Annotated in this window: 16 protein-coding genes and 2 pseudogenes; 11 read left to right on the forward strand and 7 right to left on the reverse strand. The window is 56.9% G+C overall.

All coding sequences use genetic code 11. The features are described from left to right. Positions 1 to 138: 138 nt before the first annotated feature. The 8 genes and pseudogenes from RHM65_RS05245 (at position 139) to RHM65_RS05280 (ending at position 8,236) form a co-directional block, all read left to right on the forward strand. Positions 139 to 900, forward strand: coding sequence for a hypothetical protein (locus RHM65_RS05245; protein WP_322166988.1), 762 nt, complete (start codon positions 139 to 141; stop codon positions 898 to 900). 173 nt (positions 901 to 1,073) lie between these two features. After that, positions 1,074 to 2,315, forward strand: coding sequence for an SfnB family sulfur acquisition oxidoreductase (locus tag RHM65_RS05250; protein WP_322166987.1), 1,242 nt, complete (start codon positions 1,074 to 1,076; stop codon positions 2,313 to 2,315). A 20-nt stretch (positions 2,316 to 2,335) separates the two neighbouring features. After that, positions 2,336 to 3,541, forward strand: a complete 1,206-nt coding sequence (locus RHM65_RS05255) for an SfnB family sulfur acquisition oxidoreductase (protein WP_322166986.1) — start codon at positions 2,336 to 2,338, stop codon at positions 3,539 to 3,541. Further along, positions 3,541 to 4,902, forward strand: a complete 1,362-nt coding sequence (locus RHM65_RS05260) for an LLM class flavin-dependent oxidoreductase (protein WP_322184434.1) — start codon at positions 3,541 to 3,543, stop codon at positions 4,900 to 4,902. Before RHM65_RS05255 ends, RHM65_RS05260 begins: the two co-directional genes overlap by 1 nt. Positions 4,903 to 5,072: 170 nt before the next feature. Further along, positions 5,073 to 5,807 (forward strand): annotated as a pseudogene (locus tag RHM65_RS05265) (MetQ/NlpA family ABC transporter substrate-binding protein); the annotation flags it as partial. Between the two features lie 2 nt (positions 5,808 to 5,809). Further along, positions 5,810 to 6,931 (forward strand): methionine ABC transporter ATP-binding protein, encoded by a 1,122-nt coding sequence (locus tag RHM65_RS05270; RefSeq protein WP_322184435.1) that lies wholly within the window; start codon positions 5,810 to 5,812, stop codon positions 6,929 to 6,931. Further along, a complete protein-coding gene (locus RHM65_RS05275; protein ID WP_322166982.1) occupies positions 6,921 to 7,565 on the forward strand; it encodes a methionine ABC transporter permease in 645 nt (214 codons plus the stop codon). The genes RHM65_RS05270 and RHM65_RS05275 overlap by 11 nt, the downstream gene beginning before the upstream one ends. Positions 7,566 to 7,609: 44 nt before the next feature. After that, positions 7,610 to 8,236 (forward strand): class I SAM-dependent methyltransferase, encoded by a 627-nt coding sequence (locus tag RHM65_RS05280; RefSeq protein ID WP_322166981.1) that lies wholly within the window; start codon positions 7,610 to 7,612, stop codon positions 8,234 to 8,236. Positions 8,237 to 8,334: 98 nt separating this feature from the next. Here the strand turns inward: RHM65_RS05280 and RHM65_RS05285 are convergent, their stop codons facing one another. Genes RHM65_RS05285 through RHM65_RS05295 form a run of 3 tightly spaced genes read right to left on the reverse strand, consistent with a single transcriptional unit; the run spans position 8,335 to position 13,624 of the window. Then, positions 8,335 to 11,442, reverse strand: coding sequence for an efflux RND transporter permease subunit (locus RHM65_RS05285; RefSeq protein ID WP_322184436.1), 3,108 nt, complete (start codon positions 11,440 to 11,442; stop codon positions 8,335 to 8,337). Then, positions 11,439 to 12,509 carry an efflux RND transporter periplasmic adaptor subunit gene (locus RHM65_RS05290; RefSeq protein WP_322184437.1) on the reverse strand — a complete coding sequence of 357 codons (1,071 nt, stop codon included), beginning with the start codon at positions 12,507 to 12,509 and terminating at the stop codon, positions 11,439 to 11,441. The genes RHM65_RS05285 and RHM65_RS05290 overlap by 4 nt, the downstream gene beginning before the upstream one ends. After that, positions 12,506 to 13,624 (reverse strand): efflux RND transporter periplasmic adaptor subunit, encoded by a 1,119-nt coding sequence (locus RHM65_RS05295; RefSeq protein ID WP_322166978.1) that lies wholly within the window; start codon positions 13,622 to 13,624, stop codon positions 12,506 to 12,508. The genes RHM65_RS05290 and RHM65_RS05295 overlap by 4 nt, the downstream gene beginning before the upstream one ends. A gap of 164 nt (positions 13,625 to 13,788) precedes the next feature. Here RHM65_RS05295 and RHM65_RS05300 point away from each other — a divergent pair, with 164 nt between their 5' ends. Together RHM65_RS05300 and RHM65_RS05305 are read left to right on the forward strand one after the other, a co-directional pair. Further along, positions 13,789 to 14,172 (forward strand): AAA family ATPase, encoded by a 384-nt coding sequence (locus tag RHM65_RS05300; protein ID WP_322166977.1) that lies wholly within the window; start codon positions 13,789 to 13,791, stop codon positions 14,170 to 14,172. 46 nt (positions 14,173 to 14,218) lie between these two features. After that, positions 14,219 to 14,296: pseudogene (locus RHM65_RS05305) on the forward strand (DUF1249 domain-containing protein); the annotation flags it as partial. Between the two features lie 192 nt (positions 14,297 to 14,488). Here RHM65_RS05305 and RHM65_RS05310 read toward each other — a convergent pair. The 4 genes from RHM65_RS05310 to RHM65_RS05320 all read right to left on the reverse strand — a co-directional run bounded on the left by RHM65_RS05310 (position 14,489) and on the right by RHM65_RS05320 (position 16,334). Continuing rightward, a complete protein-coding gene (locus RHM65_RS05310; RefSeq protein WP_322166976.1) occupies positions 14,489 to 15,097 on the reverse strand; it encodes a hypothetical protein in 609 nt (202 codons plus the stop codon). Between the two features lie 207 nt (positions 15,098 to 15,304). Continuing rightward, on the reverse strand, positions 15,305 to 15,751 hold the full coding sequence (locus RHM65_RS05315) for a HipA domain-containing protein (RefSeq protein WP_416194745.1): 447 nt from the start codon (positions 15,749 to 15,751) through the stop codon (positions 15,305 to 15,307). Positions 15,752 to 15,840: 89 nt separating this feature from the next. Continuing rightward, complete coding sequence (locus RHM65_RS25285; RefSeq protein ID WP_416194744.1) at positions 15,841 to 15,990, reverse strand: hypothetical protein; 150 nt, start codon at positions 15,988 to 15,990, stop codon at positions 15,841 to 15,843. Beyond that, a complete protein-coding gene (locus RHM65_RS05320) occupies positions 15,990 to 16,334 on the reverse strand; it encodes a helix-turn-helix domain-containing protein (protein WP_322166975.1) in 345 nt (114 codons plus the stop codon). Before RHM65_RS05320 ends, RHM65_RS25285 begins: the two co-directional genes overlap by 1 nt. A gap of 465 nt (positions 16,335 to 16,799) precedes the next feature. Between RHM65_RS05320 and RHM65_RS05325 the strand changes: the two genes are divergently transcribed. After that, positions 16,800 to 18,479 carry a putative bifunctional diguanylate cyclase/phosphodiesterase gene (locus RHM65_RS05325; protein ID WP_322166974.1) on the forward strand — a complete coding sequence of 560 codons (1,680 nt, stop codon included), beginning with the start codon at positions 16,800 to 16,802 and terminating at the stop codon, positions 18,477 to 18,479. The last annotated feature ends 63 nt before the right edge of the window (positions 18,480 to 18,542 follow it).

An 18,542-nucleotide genomic window follows, 5' to 3' on the forward strand; every position in this document is an offset into this window, starting at 1 on the left:
TCGACTCTTCTGCCATTCCCCTCCTTGACACCTATTCCCAATCCCTCTTAGCTAGGCCCCGCTACCTCTAAACTTCAATCAACAAGGACTATCACGTGGCGTAAATTCATCGGCCGCGGGTAATAAGGAGTCTCGAACATGGACAGTGCGACCCTACCTTCCCCTCACATCAAGTTGTTTGCGCCTTCGTTACCGCAAGCCAATAAGTTCGGTATAAGCGCTGCGGCCGCTGCGCATTTGATGGTCACTATCAGACCCTACGCCAGGATGGACGAAGGTGACTTGATCACGCTGTTTTGGGACGGATGCTACGTAGCCTCGAAGCTGCTGACTGCGGACGATATCGGTCAGCCGCTGGCGTTGCGGGTACCGGAAAGCTTCGTGCAGAGTGGCACTACCAGCACTTGGTATGAAGTGCAAAAAATCGGCATGCACCCCACGCTTTCACCCAGTAAAAGCGTGCTGGTCAAGCTTGATCGGCCCGGTGGAAACCTTGCCAGCAGCTGTACCGAGGAAAATCAAAACCTGACGCCGCTGACCCTTCCTGACGCGCTGCTGCACAATGGCCTGACCGCCAAGCAGCTCAAAAAAGGGATTGCGCTGACAATTGAGGCGTACCCCAATATGGCCGCGAAAGACGAAATCACCCTGCGCTGGGGCGATGTGCGAATGGATTTACCCGCGATCAATCCACGGGATGTCGGCAAGCCCATCACGATCAAAGTGCCGCCTGCGATGATTCTGGAGGCCGGCGAAGATCCATCGCTGGAAGTCACTTATTGCGTCATCGACCTGGTTGGCAACAACTCACGCTGGGCGCCCTCCCGGATACTCAGCGTTGCGCCCTTACATGCCACCCCTAACGCTTCTATTGTTATTCCAAAAAGCATGTTTATTTAATTTTTATACACGCTTAGGGTATATCTACCGGACCACCGGACCACCGTCAGTTTATTTTCGCCGCAGCTTCTCACACGCTGGCTGCGGCTAATGTCGAGGTTTGGAATGGTCATTTTCACCATCACCCCCGTGTACAACGCCGACACATCATGTGCAGCCAAGGAGCAGCGCTGATGTCCCGTCTGGCAACTGCACCCGTTAATAACGATGTGGATATCTCGCCGCTGCTGTTGCCTGCCAAAGTGCTGGCCAACGATGCCGAGGCGATCACTGCCGCTTATGCATTGGCGGACATTGCCCGCCAACACGCCGCACAGCGTGATCGACAGCGCAAATTACCCTGGGCCGAAATCGAACACTTCACCCGCAGTGGCCTGGGCAGTATTTCGGTGCCACGGGCCTATGGCGGCCCGCAAGTGTCGTTCGTGACCGTGGCCGAAGTGTTCAAGATCATTTCCGCCGCCGACCCGGCGTTGGGGCAAATTCCGCAGAACCAGTTCGGCATCCTTCATTCGTTGATCGGCAGTGCCAGCGAGGTGCAGAAAAAAGAGTTGTTTCACAGCGTTCTCAACGGCTGGCGCGTCGGCAATGCCGGCCCCGAGCGCGGCACGAAAAATACCCTGGACCTTAAAGCACGCATCGTTGCCGAGGGCGACGGCTTTGTCATCAACGGACAAAAGTTTTACTCCACTGGCGCGCTGTTCGCCCATTGGGTGGCGGTCAAGGCACTGAACGAGCACGACCAGCAAGTGTTGGCGTTCGTGAAGCGAGGTACCCAGGGGCTGCGTATCGTCGATGACTGGTCGGGCTTTGGCCAACGCACCACCGCCAGCGGCACCGTACTGCTGGACAACGTGCGGGTCGAAGCCGACCACGTCATCGACAACTGGCGCTTGGCATTGATCCCGAATATTCAGGGCGCAGTGTCGCAACTCATCCAGGCTGCAATTGATGCCGGGATCGCCCGAGAAGCCATCGACGACAGCATCCGCTTCGTCCGCGAGCGCTCGCGCCCGTGGATTGAAGCCAAGGTCGAGCGCGCCGCCGATGATCTCTACGTAATCGCCGACATCGGCAAACTGAAACTCGAATTGCACGCTGCCGAGGCGTTATTGCGTAAGGCCGGTCAAGTGCTGGACGACATCAGCGCTGCGCCCATCGACGAGCAATCGGCCGCCCGCGCCTCAATCGTCGTCGCCGAAGCCAAGGTACTGACCACCGAAATCTCCCTGCTCGCCAGTGAAAAGCTGTTCGAGCTGGCAGGCAGCCGCGCCACCCTGGCCGAGTTCAACCTCGACCGCCACTGGCGTAACGCCCGCGTTCATACCCTCCATGACCCAGTGCGCTGGAAATACCACGCCGTCGGCAACTACTACCTCAACGGCGCCTTGCCCGCCCGGCATTCCTGGATCTGACCAGACCACTGGAGCAACACATGACTTCTTTTTCTACCCTGCGCATTCCCGCTGCAGTGATCAGCAGTGACGCCCAAGCCCTGCACGTGGCGGGCGAATTGGCTGAACAATTCAAGCGCGACAGTGCCTTGCGTGACAGCGAGCGACGCCTTCCGTATGCCGAACTTGACCTGTTTTCCAACTCAGGTTTATGGGGCATCACCGTGCCGAAAGCGTTCGGCGGTGCGGGTGTTTCCAATGTCACGCTGGCGACGGTTATTCGACTGATCGCCCAAGCCGACTCGTCTCTGGGGCAAATCCCGCAAAACCATTTTTATGCGCTGGAAGTTTTGCGGGTGAACGGCAGCCCTGAGCAGCAAAAACGCCTGTATGCGCAAACGTTGACCGGTGCTCGGTTCGGTAACGCGCTGGCCGAACTGGGAACCAAAACTGCTCACGACCGCACCACGCGCTTGAGCCGCGACGGTGACGGCTATCGCATTAATGGCCGCAAGTTTTACGCCACCGGCGCGTTGTATGCGCAGCGAATCCCGACCTCGGTGATCGACGACCTGGGCGTGCAACACCTGGTATTCGTCCCCTATGACAGCGCCGGTTTGAGCGTGATCGATGACTGGAGCGGCTTTGGCCAGCGCACCACCGGCAGCGGCTCTGTGGTGTTCGATGACGTATTCGTCAGCGCCGACGATGTGGTGCCGTTTCAAAGCGCGTTTGAGCGCCCCACCACGGTCGGCCCGCTGGCGCAAATTCTCCACGCCGCCATCGACACCGGCATCGCCCGCGCCGCCTACGAAGACGCACTGCATTTTGTCCGCACCCGCACCCGACCCTGGATCGACTCCGGCACCGAAAAGGCCGTGGACGATCCTTTGACCCTGCACAGTTTCGGCAAACTCGGGGTTCGCCTTCATGCCGCCGAAGCGCTGCTGGAACGCGCAGCTGAATTCCTGGACCGCGCACACGCTGACAGCAGCGCAGCAAACGTCGCCGCAGCCTCCATCGCGGTGGCCGAAGCGCGGGCCATTAGCACTGATATTTCCCTCGCCGCAGGCAGCACCTTGTTTGAATTGGCCGGCAGTCAGGCGACCTTGGCTGAACACGGCCTCGACCGTCATTGGCGCAACGCCCGGGTGCATACGCTGCACGACCCGGTGCGCTGGAAATTCCACGCCATCGGCAACTACTACCTCAATCACGAAAATCCTCCACTGCGGGGGACGATCTGATGCCAAAGAAAAAGATTCTGCTTAACGCGTTCAACATGAATTGCATTGGACACATCAACCACGGCCTGTGGACCCACCCACGGGACACTTCGACCGAGTACAAAACCCTCGAATACTGGACCGAACTGGCGCAATTGCTGGAGCGCGGTTTGTTCGACGGGCTGTTTATCGCCGATATCGTCGGCGTGTATGACGTCTACCAGCATTCGGTTGATGTCCCGCTTAAAGAGGCGATCCAGTTGCCGGTCAACGACCCGCTGCTGCTGTTATCGGCCATGGCCGCCGTCACGAAAAACCTCGGCTTCGGCCTGACCGTCAACCTCACGTATGAGGCGCCCTATCTGTTCGCCCGACGCATGTCGACCCTGGATCACCTGAGTCGGGGTCGAGTGGGCTGGAACATTGTCACCGGTTATCTGGACAGCGCGGCCAAAGCCATGGGCCTCACCGAACAGATCGAACATGACCGTCGCTACGACCAGGCCGACGAGTACCTGGAAGTGCTCTACAAACTCTGGGAAGGCAGTTGGGAAGACGACGCGGTCATCAATGATCGCCAACAACGGGTCTACGCCCAGCCAAGCAAAGTGCATAAGGTCGAACACAAGGGCGAGTTCTATCAGGTCGAGGGTTATCACCTGTGCGAACCGTCGATTCAGCGTACGCCGGTGTTATTTCAGGCGGGCACGTCCGAGCGCGGTATACAGTTCGGCGGGCGGCACGCTGAGTGCGTATTCATCAGCGGTCAAAACAAAGCCGCGACCCGAGAACAGGTGGACAAGGTCCGCAAAAGCGCGGTCGCCGCCGGCCGCAAACCGGAAGACGTGAGGATATTCATGGGCCTCAACGTGATCGTCGGCGCCACTGAAGAGCTGGCCCGGGCCAAGCAGCGTGAGTACCAGGAATACGCCAGTGCTGAAGCCGGGGTCGCGCATTTCGCGGCCTCGACCGGAATCGACTTCGCCGAGTACGAACTGGACGAGCCCATTCAGTACGTGAAGAGCAACGCGATTCAATCCGCCACCAAAACCCTGAAAAACAACGACTGGACCCGTCGTCACTTGCTCGACCAGCACGCCTTGGGCGGACGCTATATCACCTTGGTCGGCTCGCCTGAGCAAGTGGCGGATGAACTGGAATCCTGGATCGCCGAAACCGGCCTCGACGGCTTCAACCTGACCCGGATCGTGACCCCGGAAAGCTACGTCGACTTTATCGATTTGGTGATCCCGGAGCTGCAACACCGTGGCTCGTACAAGACGGCGTATGACGCCGGGAGCTTGCGCGAGAAATTGTTTCATCAGGGACCACGGTTGCCTGACTCGCATGCGGGTGCTGGGTATCGCCATGTTTCTGAGTAAAGCCAGACCCATTCGCAGGCAAGCCTGCTCCCACAATTCCCGTGCAGGCTGTGTGGGAGCAGGCTTGCCTGCGAAGGCGGCCTAACAAACAACATCAATTCATCTGGAACGCACCCATGACAAAAACCCTGATCGCCCTCGCCTTAAGCGTACTCACCCTGACCGCTCACGCCGACGACAAACCGCTCAAAATCGGCACCACTGCTGCGTTCTCGATTCCATTGGAAGCCGCTGTTGAAGAAGCCGGCAGGCAGGGCCTGAAAGTCGAACTGGTGGAGTTCAGCGACTGGATCGCACCCAATGTCAGCCTCGCGGCGGGCGACATCGATGTGAACTACTTTCAGCACATTCCTTTCCTGGAAAACGCCAACGCAGCAGCAGGCTTCCATCTGGTGCCGTTCGCACCGGGGATTATCAACAACGTCGGGTTGTACTCGAAACGCTACAAAAGCTTTGATGAGCTGCCAGTGGGCGCCACCGTGGCCATCGCCAACGACCCGATCAATAGCGGGCGCGGCCTGCAACTGTTGGCCAAGGCCGGGCTGATCACGCTCAAACCGGGCGTCGGTTACAAAGCCACCGAAGAAGACATCACAGCCAACCCGAAAAAAATCAAACTGATTCAGGTCGAGGCCGTGCAGCTGGTCCGCGCCTATGACGATGCCGATCTGGTGCAAGGCTACCCGGCGTACATTCGTCTCTCGAAGACCTTCGACGCAGGCTCGGCTTTGTTGTTTGACGGGCTGGACCACAAGGAATACGTGATCCAGTTTGTGATCAAGCCCGAAAGCAAAACCGACCCACGCATAGCCAAGTTCGTTGATATCTACCAGCACTCACCGGTGGTCCGCGCGGCGCTCGATAAAGCCCACGGCAAGCTGTATCAAGCTGGCTGGGAAAGCTGAATATGAGCGCAACCGCCCAACGTCGACTGATACTTGAACCGTCCGGGGCTACAGCGACGACAGCACTGCACCCGGACTTGAACCGCGCCCACGTTCGCTTCATTCATCTGGGCAAAACCTACGACAGCAAACAGGGCCCGGTGGACGCTTTACAGAACATCGACCTGGCGATTCAGCGCGGTGAAGTATTTGGCATCATCGGCCGCAGCGGCGCGGGCAAATCGTCGCTGATTCGCACCATCAATCGCCTGGAGCGTCCGAGCAGCGGGTGGGTGTTGATCGACCACGTGGACATCGCCGAGTTCGACGAAGACCACTTGGTGCAGCTGCGTCGGCGCATCGGCATGATCTTTCAGCACTTCAACTTGATGTCCGCCAAAACCGTGTGGCAGAACGTTGAATTGCCCTTGAAAGTCGCCGGAGTACCCCGTGAACAGCGCCAGCGCAAAGTCACCGAATTGCTGGAATTGGTAGGTTTGCAGGACAAACACAAGGTCTATCCGGCGCAGTTGTCCGGCGGCCAGAAACAGCGTGTGGGGATTGCCCGCGCGCTGGTGCATGACCCGGCGATTTTGCTGTGCGACGAAGCCACGTCGGCGCTGGACCCAGAGACCACGCAATCAATCCTCGGCCTGCTGCGCGAGATCAACCAGCGGCTGGGCCTTACGATCATTTTGATCACCCATGAGATGGCGGTGATTCGCGATATCTGTGACCGCGTTGTGGTGCTGGAACAGGGCCAAGTGGTTGAGCAAGGCCCGGTCTGGCAAGTGTTCGGTAACCCGCAGCACGACGTCAGTAAAACCCTGCTCGCACCCTTGCAACACGGACTGCCCGAGGATTTATTGGCGCGGATGAGATCGCAGCCGCAGCAAGCCCATGCCGCCGTAGTGTTGGACCTGCATTTCACTGGCGTCAGCGGCGAAGAGCCGGATCTAGCGGAGTTGTTTAATACGCTCGGTGGGCGAGTCAGTCTGATGCAGGGCGGCGTCCAGCGCATTCAGGGCCGTGCGCTGGGGCATCTGATTTTGTCGGTATCTCGGTCGCCCCATGGTCGCGAAGAATTGCTGGCCCGCGCCCGCACCGTGGCGCAACGTGCGGAGGTATTAGGCTATGTGGTTTGACCGATTGCTACAGGGCACCCTCGATACGTTTTTGATGGTGGGCGTGTCGTCATTAATTGCTTTGTTGGTGGGCGTTCCGCTGGCGGTTTTGCTGGTCACCAGCGGCAAGGGCGGGATATACGAAGCGCCCGCACTGAACCGCGTACTGGGGGTGGTCGTTAACCTGTTCCGTTCGATTCCGTTTCTGATTTTGATGGTGGCGCTGATCCCGTTCACCCGACTGATCGTCGGTACAACGTATGGGGTGTGGGCTGCCGTCGTACCGCTGACCATCGCCGCCACGCCGTTCTTTGCGCGCATCGCCGAGGTCAGTGTGCGGGAAGTCGATCACGGGTTGATCGAAGCCGCTCAGGCCATGGGGTGCCGTCGTTGGCACATCATCTGGCACGTCCTGCTGCCCGAATCGCTGCCGGGCATCGTTGGCGGCTTCACGATTACTCTGGTGACCATGATCAATTCATCCGCCATGGCCGGGGCCATTGGTGCAGGCGGTTTAGGTGACATTGCTTACCGCTACGGCTATCAGCGCTTCGACAGCCAGGTGATGCTGACGGTAATCGTGCTGTTGGTGGTGGTGGTTGCGGTGATTCAAATGGGGGGCGATCGACTGGCGCACGTCTTGAACAAACGCTGAGCAAGGGTATATTCACCGCTTATCTATGCCCAGACAGACTCGCCATGAAACTCGATCCGCAGGACCTCGCACAAATAACCGCTGCCACCGTCGGTCATTACAACGCTGTGGCCGACGACTTTCGCGAAGGAACCTGGGGTCACGACGTCAGCCAGAACATTGCCGCGTTGCTGCGGCATATCGAAGGTAACGCGCCGTTTCAGATTCTCGACTTCGGCTGCGGGCCGGGGCGTGATCTGAAGACGTTTACGGCGATGGGGCATATTGCAGTCGGACTCGATGGCTCAGAGCGCTTTGCCCAGATGGCCCGTGAAGAAACCGGCTGCGAGGTGCTGCAACAGAACTTCCTTGAGCTTGACCTGCCCGCCTGGCGCTTCGATGGAATCTTCGCCAACGCCGTGCTATTCCACGTGCCACGCCAGGAACTGCCCCGCGTCTTGCGCCAATTGCACGAAGCATTGAAACCTCGCGGTGTTCTGTTCAGCTCCAACCCTCGGGGCGAGAACGAAGAAGGCTGGAACGGCAGTCGATACGGCTCTTATCACGACCTAAAGAACTGGCGCGAACTGCTTAATGGGGCGGGGTTTGTGGAGTTGGAACATTATTACCGGCCCGAAGGACTGCCCTTGGATCAACAGCCTTGGCTGGCGAGTGTGTGGCGTAAGGTTTGAAGGAATGCGCGGTTTGAACTGACCCCTTCCCGAATAAATTCGGTCCCACAGATTTAATTTTCGATCACCCTGTGGGACCGAACTTGTTCGGGAAGAATTCAACGCGGTGTATCTGGCTGACCATCGAGTTCAGCTTGCTTGGCTTGGGCCTCGTCACGCTGCTCTTCGCTCGGTTCTTCAATCCGATACCACGCCACATACAGCGCAGGCAGGAACAGTAACGTCAGCAGCGTGGCGATAATAATTCCGCCAATCATCGCGTAGGCCATGGGGCCCCAGAACACTTCCCGGGCGATGGGGATCATGGCCAAGCTGGCGGCGGCAGCGGTGAGCAGGATGGGGCGACGACGATGTTGGGTCGCTTTGACCACCGCGTCCCACGGCAAGTAATCGCCGCGTTCATAGGCGTCAATCTGCGTCACCAAAATCACCGAGTTGCGGATGATGATACCGATCAACGCCAGAATTCCGAGGATCGCCACAAAACCCAAGGGCGTGCCGGTCGGAATCAGCGCCAGCACCACGCCGATTAGCCCCAGTGGCGCAACGCTCGCAACCAAAAACATCTTCTGCACACTCTGCAGTTGAATCATCAAGAACGTCGCCATGAGGAACGCCATCAACGGTACTACTTTGGCAATCGGTCCTTGGGCCTTGCCGCTTTCTTCCACGGTGCCACCGGTGGCGACTTTAAAGCCCACCGGTAAGCCGCTGGCGAATTTATCGATGTCGGGTTTGAGCTGTTTTACCAAGTCAGTCGGTTGAATCGAATCGCGCACGGCCGCTTTGACGGTGATGGTCGGTTTACGGTCTCGACGCCACACCAGCGGTTGTTCCAATTCATAACGCACCGTGGCAAACGCCAACAACGGAATCGAGGTGCCGCTTGGCGTGACAATTTGCAGGTTTTGCAATGTCTCCGGCGTACCGCGCTCGGCGTCTTCTGCGCGGCCGACGACGTTGATCAGGTAAATATCGTCCCGTACTTGGGTGACGGGCGAGCCGGTGACGATGCTGTTCATCAATTGCGCCACGTCCTGGGACGACAACCCCAACTGTCGGGCCTTGTCTTGGGCGATATCGATGCGCAGCACTTTGCCGGGCTCGTTCCAATCGTAGATGATTTCGCCAATGTGCGAATTTTGACCCAGTAAGGTCGCCAGCTCGATAGCGTGCTGGCGAACTTTGTCGATGTCTTTGCCGCTCACCCTGTACTGAATCGGACGCCCCACCGGCGGCCCCATTTCCAGCGGTTGCACGTAGCTGCCGATGCCAACGAAGTCATCGCGCAGGCGGTTTTTCAGGCGTTGGGTCAATGCGCCACGCTGCTCCAGACCTTTGCTGACGATCACCAGTTGCGCGTAGTACGGGTTTTCCAGTTGCTGATCCAGCGGCAAATAAAAGCGCACCGCGCCCTGACCTATGTAAGTGCTCCAGCGCGCAATGTCCGGGTCGTCCTTGAGTGTGGCTTCAAGCCGATCCACCGCTTTGCGGGTTTTATTGATCGAAGCGTTTTGCGGCAGGTTCAAGTCCACTAGAATTTCCGGCCGGTCTGACGACGGAAAAAACTGATTCTGGACGAAGCGCATTGAAAACACTGCCATCGCAAACAACAGCACGGTGATGAGGATCGTCCACCACCGGTTGCGCATCGCCAACAGCATGCCGCCGTTGAACGCCCGTGCGAGGCGTCCCGGTTTTTCTGATTTCTTTTTGATGTTCTCGCTGAGGATGTGAACGCCAAGCACCGGCGCGAACAACACTGCAACCACCCACGACACCAGCATCGCCACGGCAATGACCGCGAACAGAGTGAACGTGTATTCCCCGGCAGAGCTGGCGTTGAGGCCAATTGGCACGAACCCGGCCACGGTGACCAAGGTGCCGGTCAACATCGGAAACGCCGTCGAGGTGTAGGCGAAGGTAGCGGCTTGTTCTTTAGTTTCCCCCAGCTCCAGGCGGGTGACCATCATCTCCACCGTGATCATGGCGTCGTCCACCAACAGGCCGAGGGCGATGATCAACGCGCCGAGGGAAATTCGCTGCATGGTGATGCCGCTGTATTCCATGAAGACGAAGACCATCGCCAACACCAACGGAATCGAACACGCGACCACCAATCCGGCGCGCACGCCGAGACTGATAAAGCTGACGATCAATACGATGGCCACCGCCTCGAACAGTGCGCTGGTGAAGCCGCCGACGGCCTTCTCCACCACTTGCGCCTGATCCGACACGTTGTGTACGCCGACGCCCACTGGCAGGTCGGCGGTAGCGGCGTCCATCTGTGAATGCAGGGCGTTACCGAATGTCTGGATGTTGCCGCCTTTCTGCATGGCGATGGCCAAGCCAATGGCGGGCTTGCCGTTGAAGCGGAACATCGGTGTAGGCGGGTCGGTGTAACCTCGGCTGATGTCGGCAATGTCGCTCAGGCGATAGAAGCGGTCATTAAGCCGTAAGTTGACCGTCTCAAGGTCTTTTTCCGAGGCGAACTGGCCCGACGTGCGCACGGTAATCCGTTCCGGCCCGGCTTCGATGACCCCGGCCGGCGTGACCGTGTTTTGCGATTGCAGACTTTGCACGACTTGCCGCTGATCCAGGCCTAACGCAGCCAACTTGCGGGTGGAGAAATTCAGGTACAGCACCTCGTCCTGCTGGCCTATCATCTCGACCTTGCCCAGACCCGGTACCGCGCGGATGCCAGCCCTGACTTGCTCCACGTAGTCACGCAACTGGCGCATGGACAAGCCATCAGCGGTAAACGCATAGATTGAGCCGTACACGTCGCCGAATTCGTCGTTAAACGCCGGCCCTTGAATGCCCTGGGGAAAGTTGCCGCGAATGTCGTTGATCTTCTTGCGAACCTGGTACCAGATTTCCGGAATGGCCTTGGCATTGGTGGTGTCGCGCAGATAAACAAACACCGTCGATTCGCCAGGCCGGGTGTAGCTTTTGACGTAATCAAGGGAGTCCAGTTCTTCTAGTTTTTTCTCGATACGGTCGGTGACTTGCTCCAGGGTTTCATCCACTGTGGCACCGGGCCACCGGGTTTGAATGACCATAGTTTTGATGGTGAACGAAGGGTCTTCTTCACGCCCAAGATTCAGGTACGAAAACACCCCCATCAACAACGCGACGAACATCAGGTACCAAACAAACGATTGGTGTTTGATGGCCCAATCGGACAGGTTGAAGTTCCCTTTCATCGTGGGGCATCCTTATCGACTTTAACTTTTTGGCCAGGCTTGAGGCTGTTCACACCGGCACTGACCACGCGCTCGCCGGCCTTCACGCCCGCCACCAAAACCACGCTGTCATCGTCGCGGCTTATAACGTTGACCTCTCGCGGGGCGACGGTTTGGTTTTGCACGTCGACGATCCAGATTTGGGTCTTACCATCGACGTTCTGCACGGCGTTGATCGGCAGCTGTACCCGGGGTTCGATCGCGGTGGTGAGGGTAACGCTGATGGCAGTGCCGAGACGAAATGCGGTGGGAGTGTCAGTTAACGTCAGGCGCGCACGGCGGGTACGGGTCGAGCGTTCAGCTTGGGGCTCAATTTCGCGAAGCGTAGCGGTGGTGTTGATCTCCGGCGCCAACTGAGCCGCCACCTTGAATTCCACGCCTTCGTGCAGCTCATCGGCCAGCGACGCAGGCAGGTCAATTACCGCTTCTTTGATGTCGGGCCGTGCCAGTGTCACCACTTTTTGTCCGGCACTGACCACTTGCCCGGCCTCGACTTTCCAGTTGGTCACCACCGCCGCGTGATCGGCACGCAGGTCGCTGTAGTTGAGCTGATCCTGGGCCTGAGTGACCGCCGCCCTCGCTTGCTCCAGCGAGGCGCGGGTGGTACGCAAATCCGTCTGGGCAATATCGAGTTGGGCCTGAGCCCCTACGCCCCGGTCGAACAACTCTTGTTGGCGGCGTGCATTGGCCTGAGTGTTGATCCACTGCGCTTCGATTCGCGCCAAATCGCCTTGGCGGGCCCGCAGGTTATTTTGCTGATCGGTGGGATCAAGGGTCGCCAACAGCTGGCCGTTCTCCACTTCACTGCCAACGTCGACACTGCGTTGGGCGATGCGGCCTGACACACGAAACCCCAGCGTGCTTTCGTAGCGGGCCTGAATATTTCCGGCAAAGCGCCCGAGGTTTTCCACGGATTGCGGCTGGACCTCGATGGACAACACCGGGCGCACCGGTTCAGGCGGTGGCTCGGGTTTGCTACAAGCACTGATCATCAGGCTGCTCAGCACCATCAATGACAGGCGCTTCATGGCTGCGCCTTCGCGGTGGCGGGCTGGGGCGGTTGGGCAATCTCGACCTGCATATCGGGGTGCAATAACTGGCCACCGGCAACCACTGCTTTTTCGTCAGCGTTCAACCCCTCGCTGATGACCACGCTGCCGGTCAAATAGCGGGCGACTTTAACGGCGTGCAAATTAGCAATGCCTTGGTCGTCAACCACCCAAACGGCCGGTTGCCCCAGTTGATCACCGAGGCCTTTGGTCAGTGCCGCCCACGGCAGTTGGACGCTGGCTTTGGCCGGCACGCTCAAGGCTGCACTGACCACCGAGCCCAGCTCCATACCCGCCGGTAATTGCGTCAGTGTGATTTTGACTTGCAGCGTGCCGGTCTGCGCGGAGACGGCGGGCGTTACTTCACGGACTTTGCCAGACACCTTGATGGCCGGGTTGTCGAGCAAGGTCACCTGCACCGCCTGATCAGTAGGAGGGTCGACGAACAGCGATTCATAGACGTTGAATACCGCATCACGCTCGCCATCGCGCGCCAAGCCAAAAATCGGCACGGTGGCTTGCACCACTTGCCCGACTTCCGCCTGCCGCGAGGTAATAATGCCCGGCGCATCCGCCACCAGCGCGGTGTAACCCAACTGCTCACGGGCATTGGCCAACTGCGCCTGAGCCGCCTTCAGCGCGCTTTGGCTGCTGCGCAACGCCGCCTGTGCCGAATCGTATTCGCTGCGGCTGGTATACCCTTTGGGCAGTAATTTTTCCTGGCGCACAAACGCTGCGCTGGTCTGTTGGACTCTCGCTTGCTCAGCGGCTTGGGCGGCGACAGCTGAGTCAACGCTGGTTTGTAGGTCTTTGGGGTCAAGTTTGGCCAGAACTTGTTTGGCCGAGACCCGATCACCGACGTCGACCATCCGCTGAATGATTTTGCCGCCCACGCGGAATGACAATTGAGTCTGCACCCGTGCCTGAATATCGCCCGTCAGCGACACGGCGGCGGCGAAGTCGGCGGTTTTCACCTGCTGGACGTAAACCCTGGGGCGCTGCGGTTCTTGCGGTTTTTTGTCGCCACAACCGACCAATAAGCCAAGCACCACGCTCAAGCTGACCACGGCATATTTTGATCGATGAGCGGGCATGCAGACTCCTTTGCAAATGCCGTGACAGACACGCGGTACAGGTTGTAGGAAATCATTTCTAAATCTGAGGTATGCGACTGTGAGCGTAGATCAGGGTTCCGTCACTGACTAAACTCATGGTTTATGGAAATAGGTGGGCCTCATACGCCCTCAAGGACGTCAGCATGTTGAAAACTCTCGCCGTGGCCAATTACCGCTCGATCAATTCGTTGGTAATGCCTCTTGGGCGCCTTAACGTCATCACCGGACCCAATGGCAGCGGCAAATCAAACCTCTACCGAGCGCTGCGCCTGTTAGCCGAAACCGCTCAAGGCGGCGTCATTAATGCGCTGGCACGCGAAGGCGGTCTGTTGCCCGCGCTGGCCCGGTTGATTATTCAAGCGTCGCAGCATTGCCAAGTCTGGGTGGTCTCCCACGCCAGCCGCTTGATCGCCGCGCTGGAAAACGACCCAAGCTGCAACCCCATCGTGCTGGAAAAAAACTTCGGCCAAACCGCAATCGTGGGGCAAGGCATGCTCGATGCCCCAGCTTGGCATTGGCCGGATTGAATGAGATGTTTAGGGACGGCCTGAAGTAAGCCGTTCTTTTTCCGGAAAGTCAGGTGTCCCATTGTTCTTGGGTGAGTGGCTGAGTCACTGTTTGGCGTGTGGGCATGAGTGTGAAGTGGTGCGCTGGGTGTTCTTCCAGGGGACGACGTTGTCAATCTCGCTCAGGAAATATCACGGCGGGTTCGCTTACGTTTATCTGCGTACTCGGCATCGGCGAAAGAAATCTGCCCCATCGGAGTACCAACCATTCAGCTCATGTGATGGAAGACATTTCACCAGATTTTAAAACCTTTTTCAGAGTTTCCCCTAGGCACTATTAATTGCCGCTTATACCACCCGTATTCGCAATGGAGAAAAACCTGACACACGAAAGTTTACCGTCAATTCCGTTATGGTAAGCGCCTGAAATATACTTAACGCCAGGTGTCACTTCTTGACCTATGCCGACGCCAGTATCGAGACGTTTCACAATGCCTGTTGTAGTGTGGTGCGCCATCACTTTGTACTCAAAGTAATCATCATCATACAAATGACTGTCACCGCATTTCTTATCATAGAAACCAAAACTCATTATCCCCGCGTCAATAAGCCTATAGCCATAGGCTTCGTCGTTATTGCAGCCATAAATATGGCTGTCCAGATACACGTCTACCTCTCCTTTTGTCCCAATTTCCGGAAGGGGAATCGTACATCTTAACTGCCAGGTTCCGTTGCCTGTAGTCGGAGCGGTATTTTTGTACAGTTCAAGTGATCCGTTGGCCATGGGTGTGGCGCTAGCGGCAGACACGCCCTCATCTGCCCCCATCGCTAAACCACCCGTAAACAAAAGGCTTGTACATACCGCTAACACGCTACAACGCCGTTTATTAAATCGATTGATGGCAACCCGGCTGTTCAATACTTCCTTTTTTTTCAAAATATCCATATTTTTCTACTCAACAAGTATTTAATGGCTTAACCCAGCCTTAATAAAACACTTATGGGCGAACGAGAACAACTGCCATTAATGACAGTCACTAGAACGTCTCGCAACAATAATTTATTAACAGATCGCGATCCGCTATATCGTCAGCGCGAGTTAGTCTCTGTTGATTCCCATTGAAACCGATTCAATTGCAAAGGCGTCGCACTGTTAATCGTGCAGGCGCACGGCGCTAGTAGCCTCCCGCGCCATTTCCAACTCAGCGCCTTGCAGCCACTGTCCGTAGTATTCTTTCAACTCCTGCTCCCATCCAGCCACTTCATCAAGCACGTGTTCGGCGTAGTCAAGCGACAGCGCGAAATGGGCGTGGTGACTTAGCAGGTTCTTGCGGCTGATCTTGGTTCCTTCCCGGCCAACCGCCATCACCAACGTTTGAGCAGGCCCTTCACCCAAGACCGGCAACACGTCGTAAATCGGCGATAGACGCCATTGTCCATCCAGCCAAATGATTGCGTGGTTGCGAGGATGGTCGTCGCTGTTTCCCACCAAAGCGGTGTAGCACATGGGCTTGAAGAATACGGTCGTTGTTCGGTGACTTGAGCAAAAAATCGATGGGCGCCAGATCTTGACCGTAAACGCGATGAAGTAATCGCTCACCCCAGCCGTCAGGCATGGCGTCGTTGATGAAGCCTGGAATGCCCCGTTTTTTTGAAACGCCTGTGTAGGCTTCTGCGCGCAATGGATAGTTAACGGGGTCGGGCACCCACCCACCCACCGCGCGCCACGTAGTCGGGCGCATAGATAAACTCACCGACTTTACCCTGCAAGGTCAGCCTGCCAAGCGTCAGCAGCTCGCGCGTGACCGGATGCTCCATGTAGATGTAGGCACGAGACATCAAAAATCCTCCGCCTTAGGCTTAGACAGTCGGACACGCTTGGAAGCAAGGTTCGTTTGAGCATCTTGATGAGCGGCATACCGAATCATCTGTGACGTATTTTCGATGCCTTCCAGTGAACTGAAAAGCATCTCGCTAATACCCAAGCGCCACAGCACCAACATGAACGACCTAAGGTCAACGTGCTCCGACCCATTCTCAATTTTGCGCAGCGTATGCTCTGAAATTCCGAGGCTGGTTTTGAGGTCGGTCTGGCGCAGGCCCAGGTCCACGCGCTTAGCCTTTACTAAAAGCCCGATTTTACTAAGCGAATCGCCGCAACCTACTGGGAAAAAGTCTTTCATAACACGCCTCAGATTGAGCTTTATCTGCAATAAGGCTGACTGTAGCACGGCTTATAAATTCAGATGAGGGGGGTAAAGTTGATGATGGCGGGGGGTTACTTACGCTGTAGGCCTCTTAGAGGCTGGTAACAGTAGCGAGCAAATTTTGACGAGGTGAGACTGGCAAAAAAAGCATGTTTCCAGAAAAGTGGGGGGATACCGCATCATCTACGACGCGCCCGTGATGCCTTCCACTCTGCATGCGCTCGCAAACAGCTGGGCCTAAACGCTAAGGATTCTAGATAGGTGTACAGCTAAATCTATGAAAGCCCCGTGCAGCGTGCTATCTATATCCGGCAGTTTCTAGGCGCCATCAAAATGACATTGATCTGACTGAGGGCCCTTTGCCAACTAATAGCCGTATACATAGACACGCCCGGCACCCAATTAGCGACGGCTCCTCAGGTCCGAGTCAGGAGCAACAGCATGCGCAACAAAATATTTGGCGAACCAGTCATTCTGGTGGTCGACGATCAAGCTACAGATGTCAGGATTCTGACTGAAGCGGTGCGCGATCTAGGCCAAGTATATTTTGTCACCGATGGCCGGTCCGCCTTGGAAGCCGCCAGGCGTTGGCGACCCGATGTGGTTTTACTCGACATCCAGATGCCGGACATGAATGGTTTTGCGGTGTGCAAGGCGCTCAAATCCGACCCGAAGACATGTGACAGCGCTGTTATTTTCGTGACATCCCACACGCAAACTGAAAACGAGCTACGGGCGCTCGAGTACGGCGGTGTCCATTTTTTACAGAAACCGTTGAACATTCCGGTAGCCCGAGCGCACATCAAGGCGCATATCGCGCTTCGTTCGGAGGCAAAAAAACTCGCTAACCATGATGCATTGACTGAGCTTCCCAACCGCACCCTTTTGTACGATCGCACGGATCAGGCGTTGCAACAGGCTCGGCATAGCCGAGGAAAGGTGGCCTTGCTACTGATCGATTTAGATCATTTCAAGGCGATCAACGATGCGGTCGGCCATGCCATCGGTGATGCGGTCTTGCAAGTGGTCGCGACTCGCCTGAAAGAATACGTGCGCGTGATCGACACGGTTAGTCGTCAAGGCGGCGATTCATTTATGGTGCTCATGCCGGAGTTGGAGAACTTCGACGCGGTGGGCGATTTTTCTGCTGAACTGCTCTCAATCATCAGTAAGCGGATTTACGTGGAGGATATGCACTACGACGTCACCGCTAGCATTGGCATCGGTTTGTTCCCAGATGACAGCGACACGCTGGAGTCGCTGTATTGGCACGCCGATACAGCCATGTATCAAGCCAAGCAACACGGTAGAAATACCTACTGTTTCTTTTCTGCAGAAATCGAAACCAGCCTGCGTGCCCGGCACCAGCTCGAGCTAAGTCTGCGTAGCGCCCTTGAACAGGGTGACTTTCGGGTCTTCTACCAAAGTAAGGTGGACGCCAGAACCTGCCAGGTGGTGGGCATTGAGGCCTTGGTGCGCTTGTGCAGTAACGGCGTTATCGTGCTCCCAAATCAATTCATCCCGCTGGCTGAGGAAACTGGACTGATCATCCCCATTGGCGAATTCGTTCTCAGGCAGGCCTGTTACGACGCCAAGTCTTTATCCGATCGCGGCCATGCAATCCCGGTGAGCGTCAATATTTCTGCCCAACAATTTCAGGTCCACTCCTTCCTTGACATGGTTAAGGCGATTCTTAGCGAATCAGGGCTGGAGCCCAACATGTTGGAGCTGGAAATAACGGAAGGTGTTTTGGTTCAGGATATCGATATCACGTGCGAAACACTGGCGGCCCTAAGGAGTATGGGGATACGCATTTCGGTGGATGACTTCGGCACAGGATATTCAAGCCTGGCGTACTTGAAGCGCTTTCCAGTGAACATCCTGAAGATTGACCAAAGCTTCGTGCGGACCATGCTTGAAGATAAAAGTGATGCAGCCATCGTGGCCACGATTATCAAGCTTGCCCAGGTGCTTGGACTCGAGCTGGTCGCGGAGGGTGTAGAAACCGAAGAGCAGGCACAGGCCCTTTTATCATTGGGCTGCCATGTCATGCAGGGCTACCTCTATTGCCGCCCGATTCCTTTCTCCGGGATGTCCGTGCTGCTCGACAATAACAAATAGTAACGAGCGTCAAAGGCCCGCCCGTGCTCATGACTAGGGGCCTTTTGATTGACGCCGCTGTCT

The organism is Pseudomonas sp. CCI4.2 (assembly GCF_034350045.1).
Lineage (GTDB): Bacteria > Pseudomonadota > Gammaproteobacteria > Pseudomonadales > Pseudomonadaceae > Aquipseudomonas.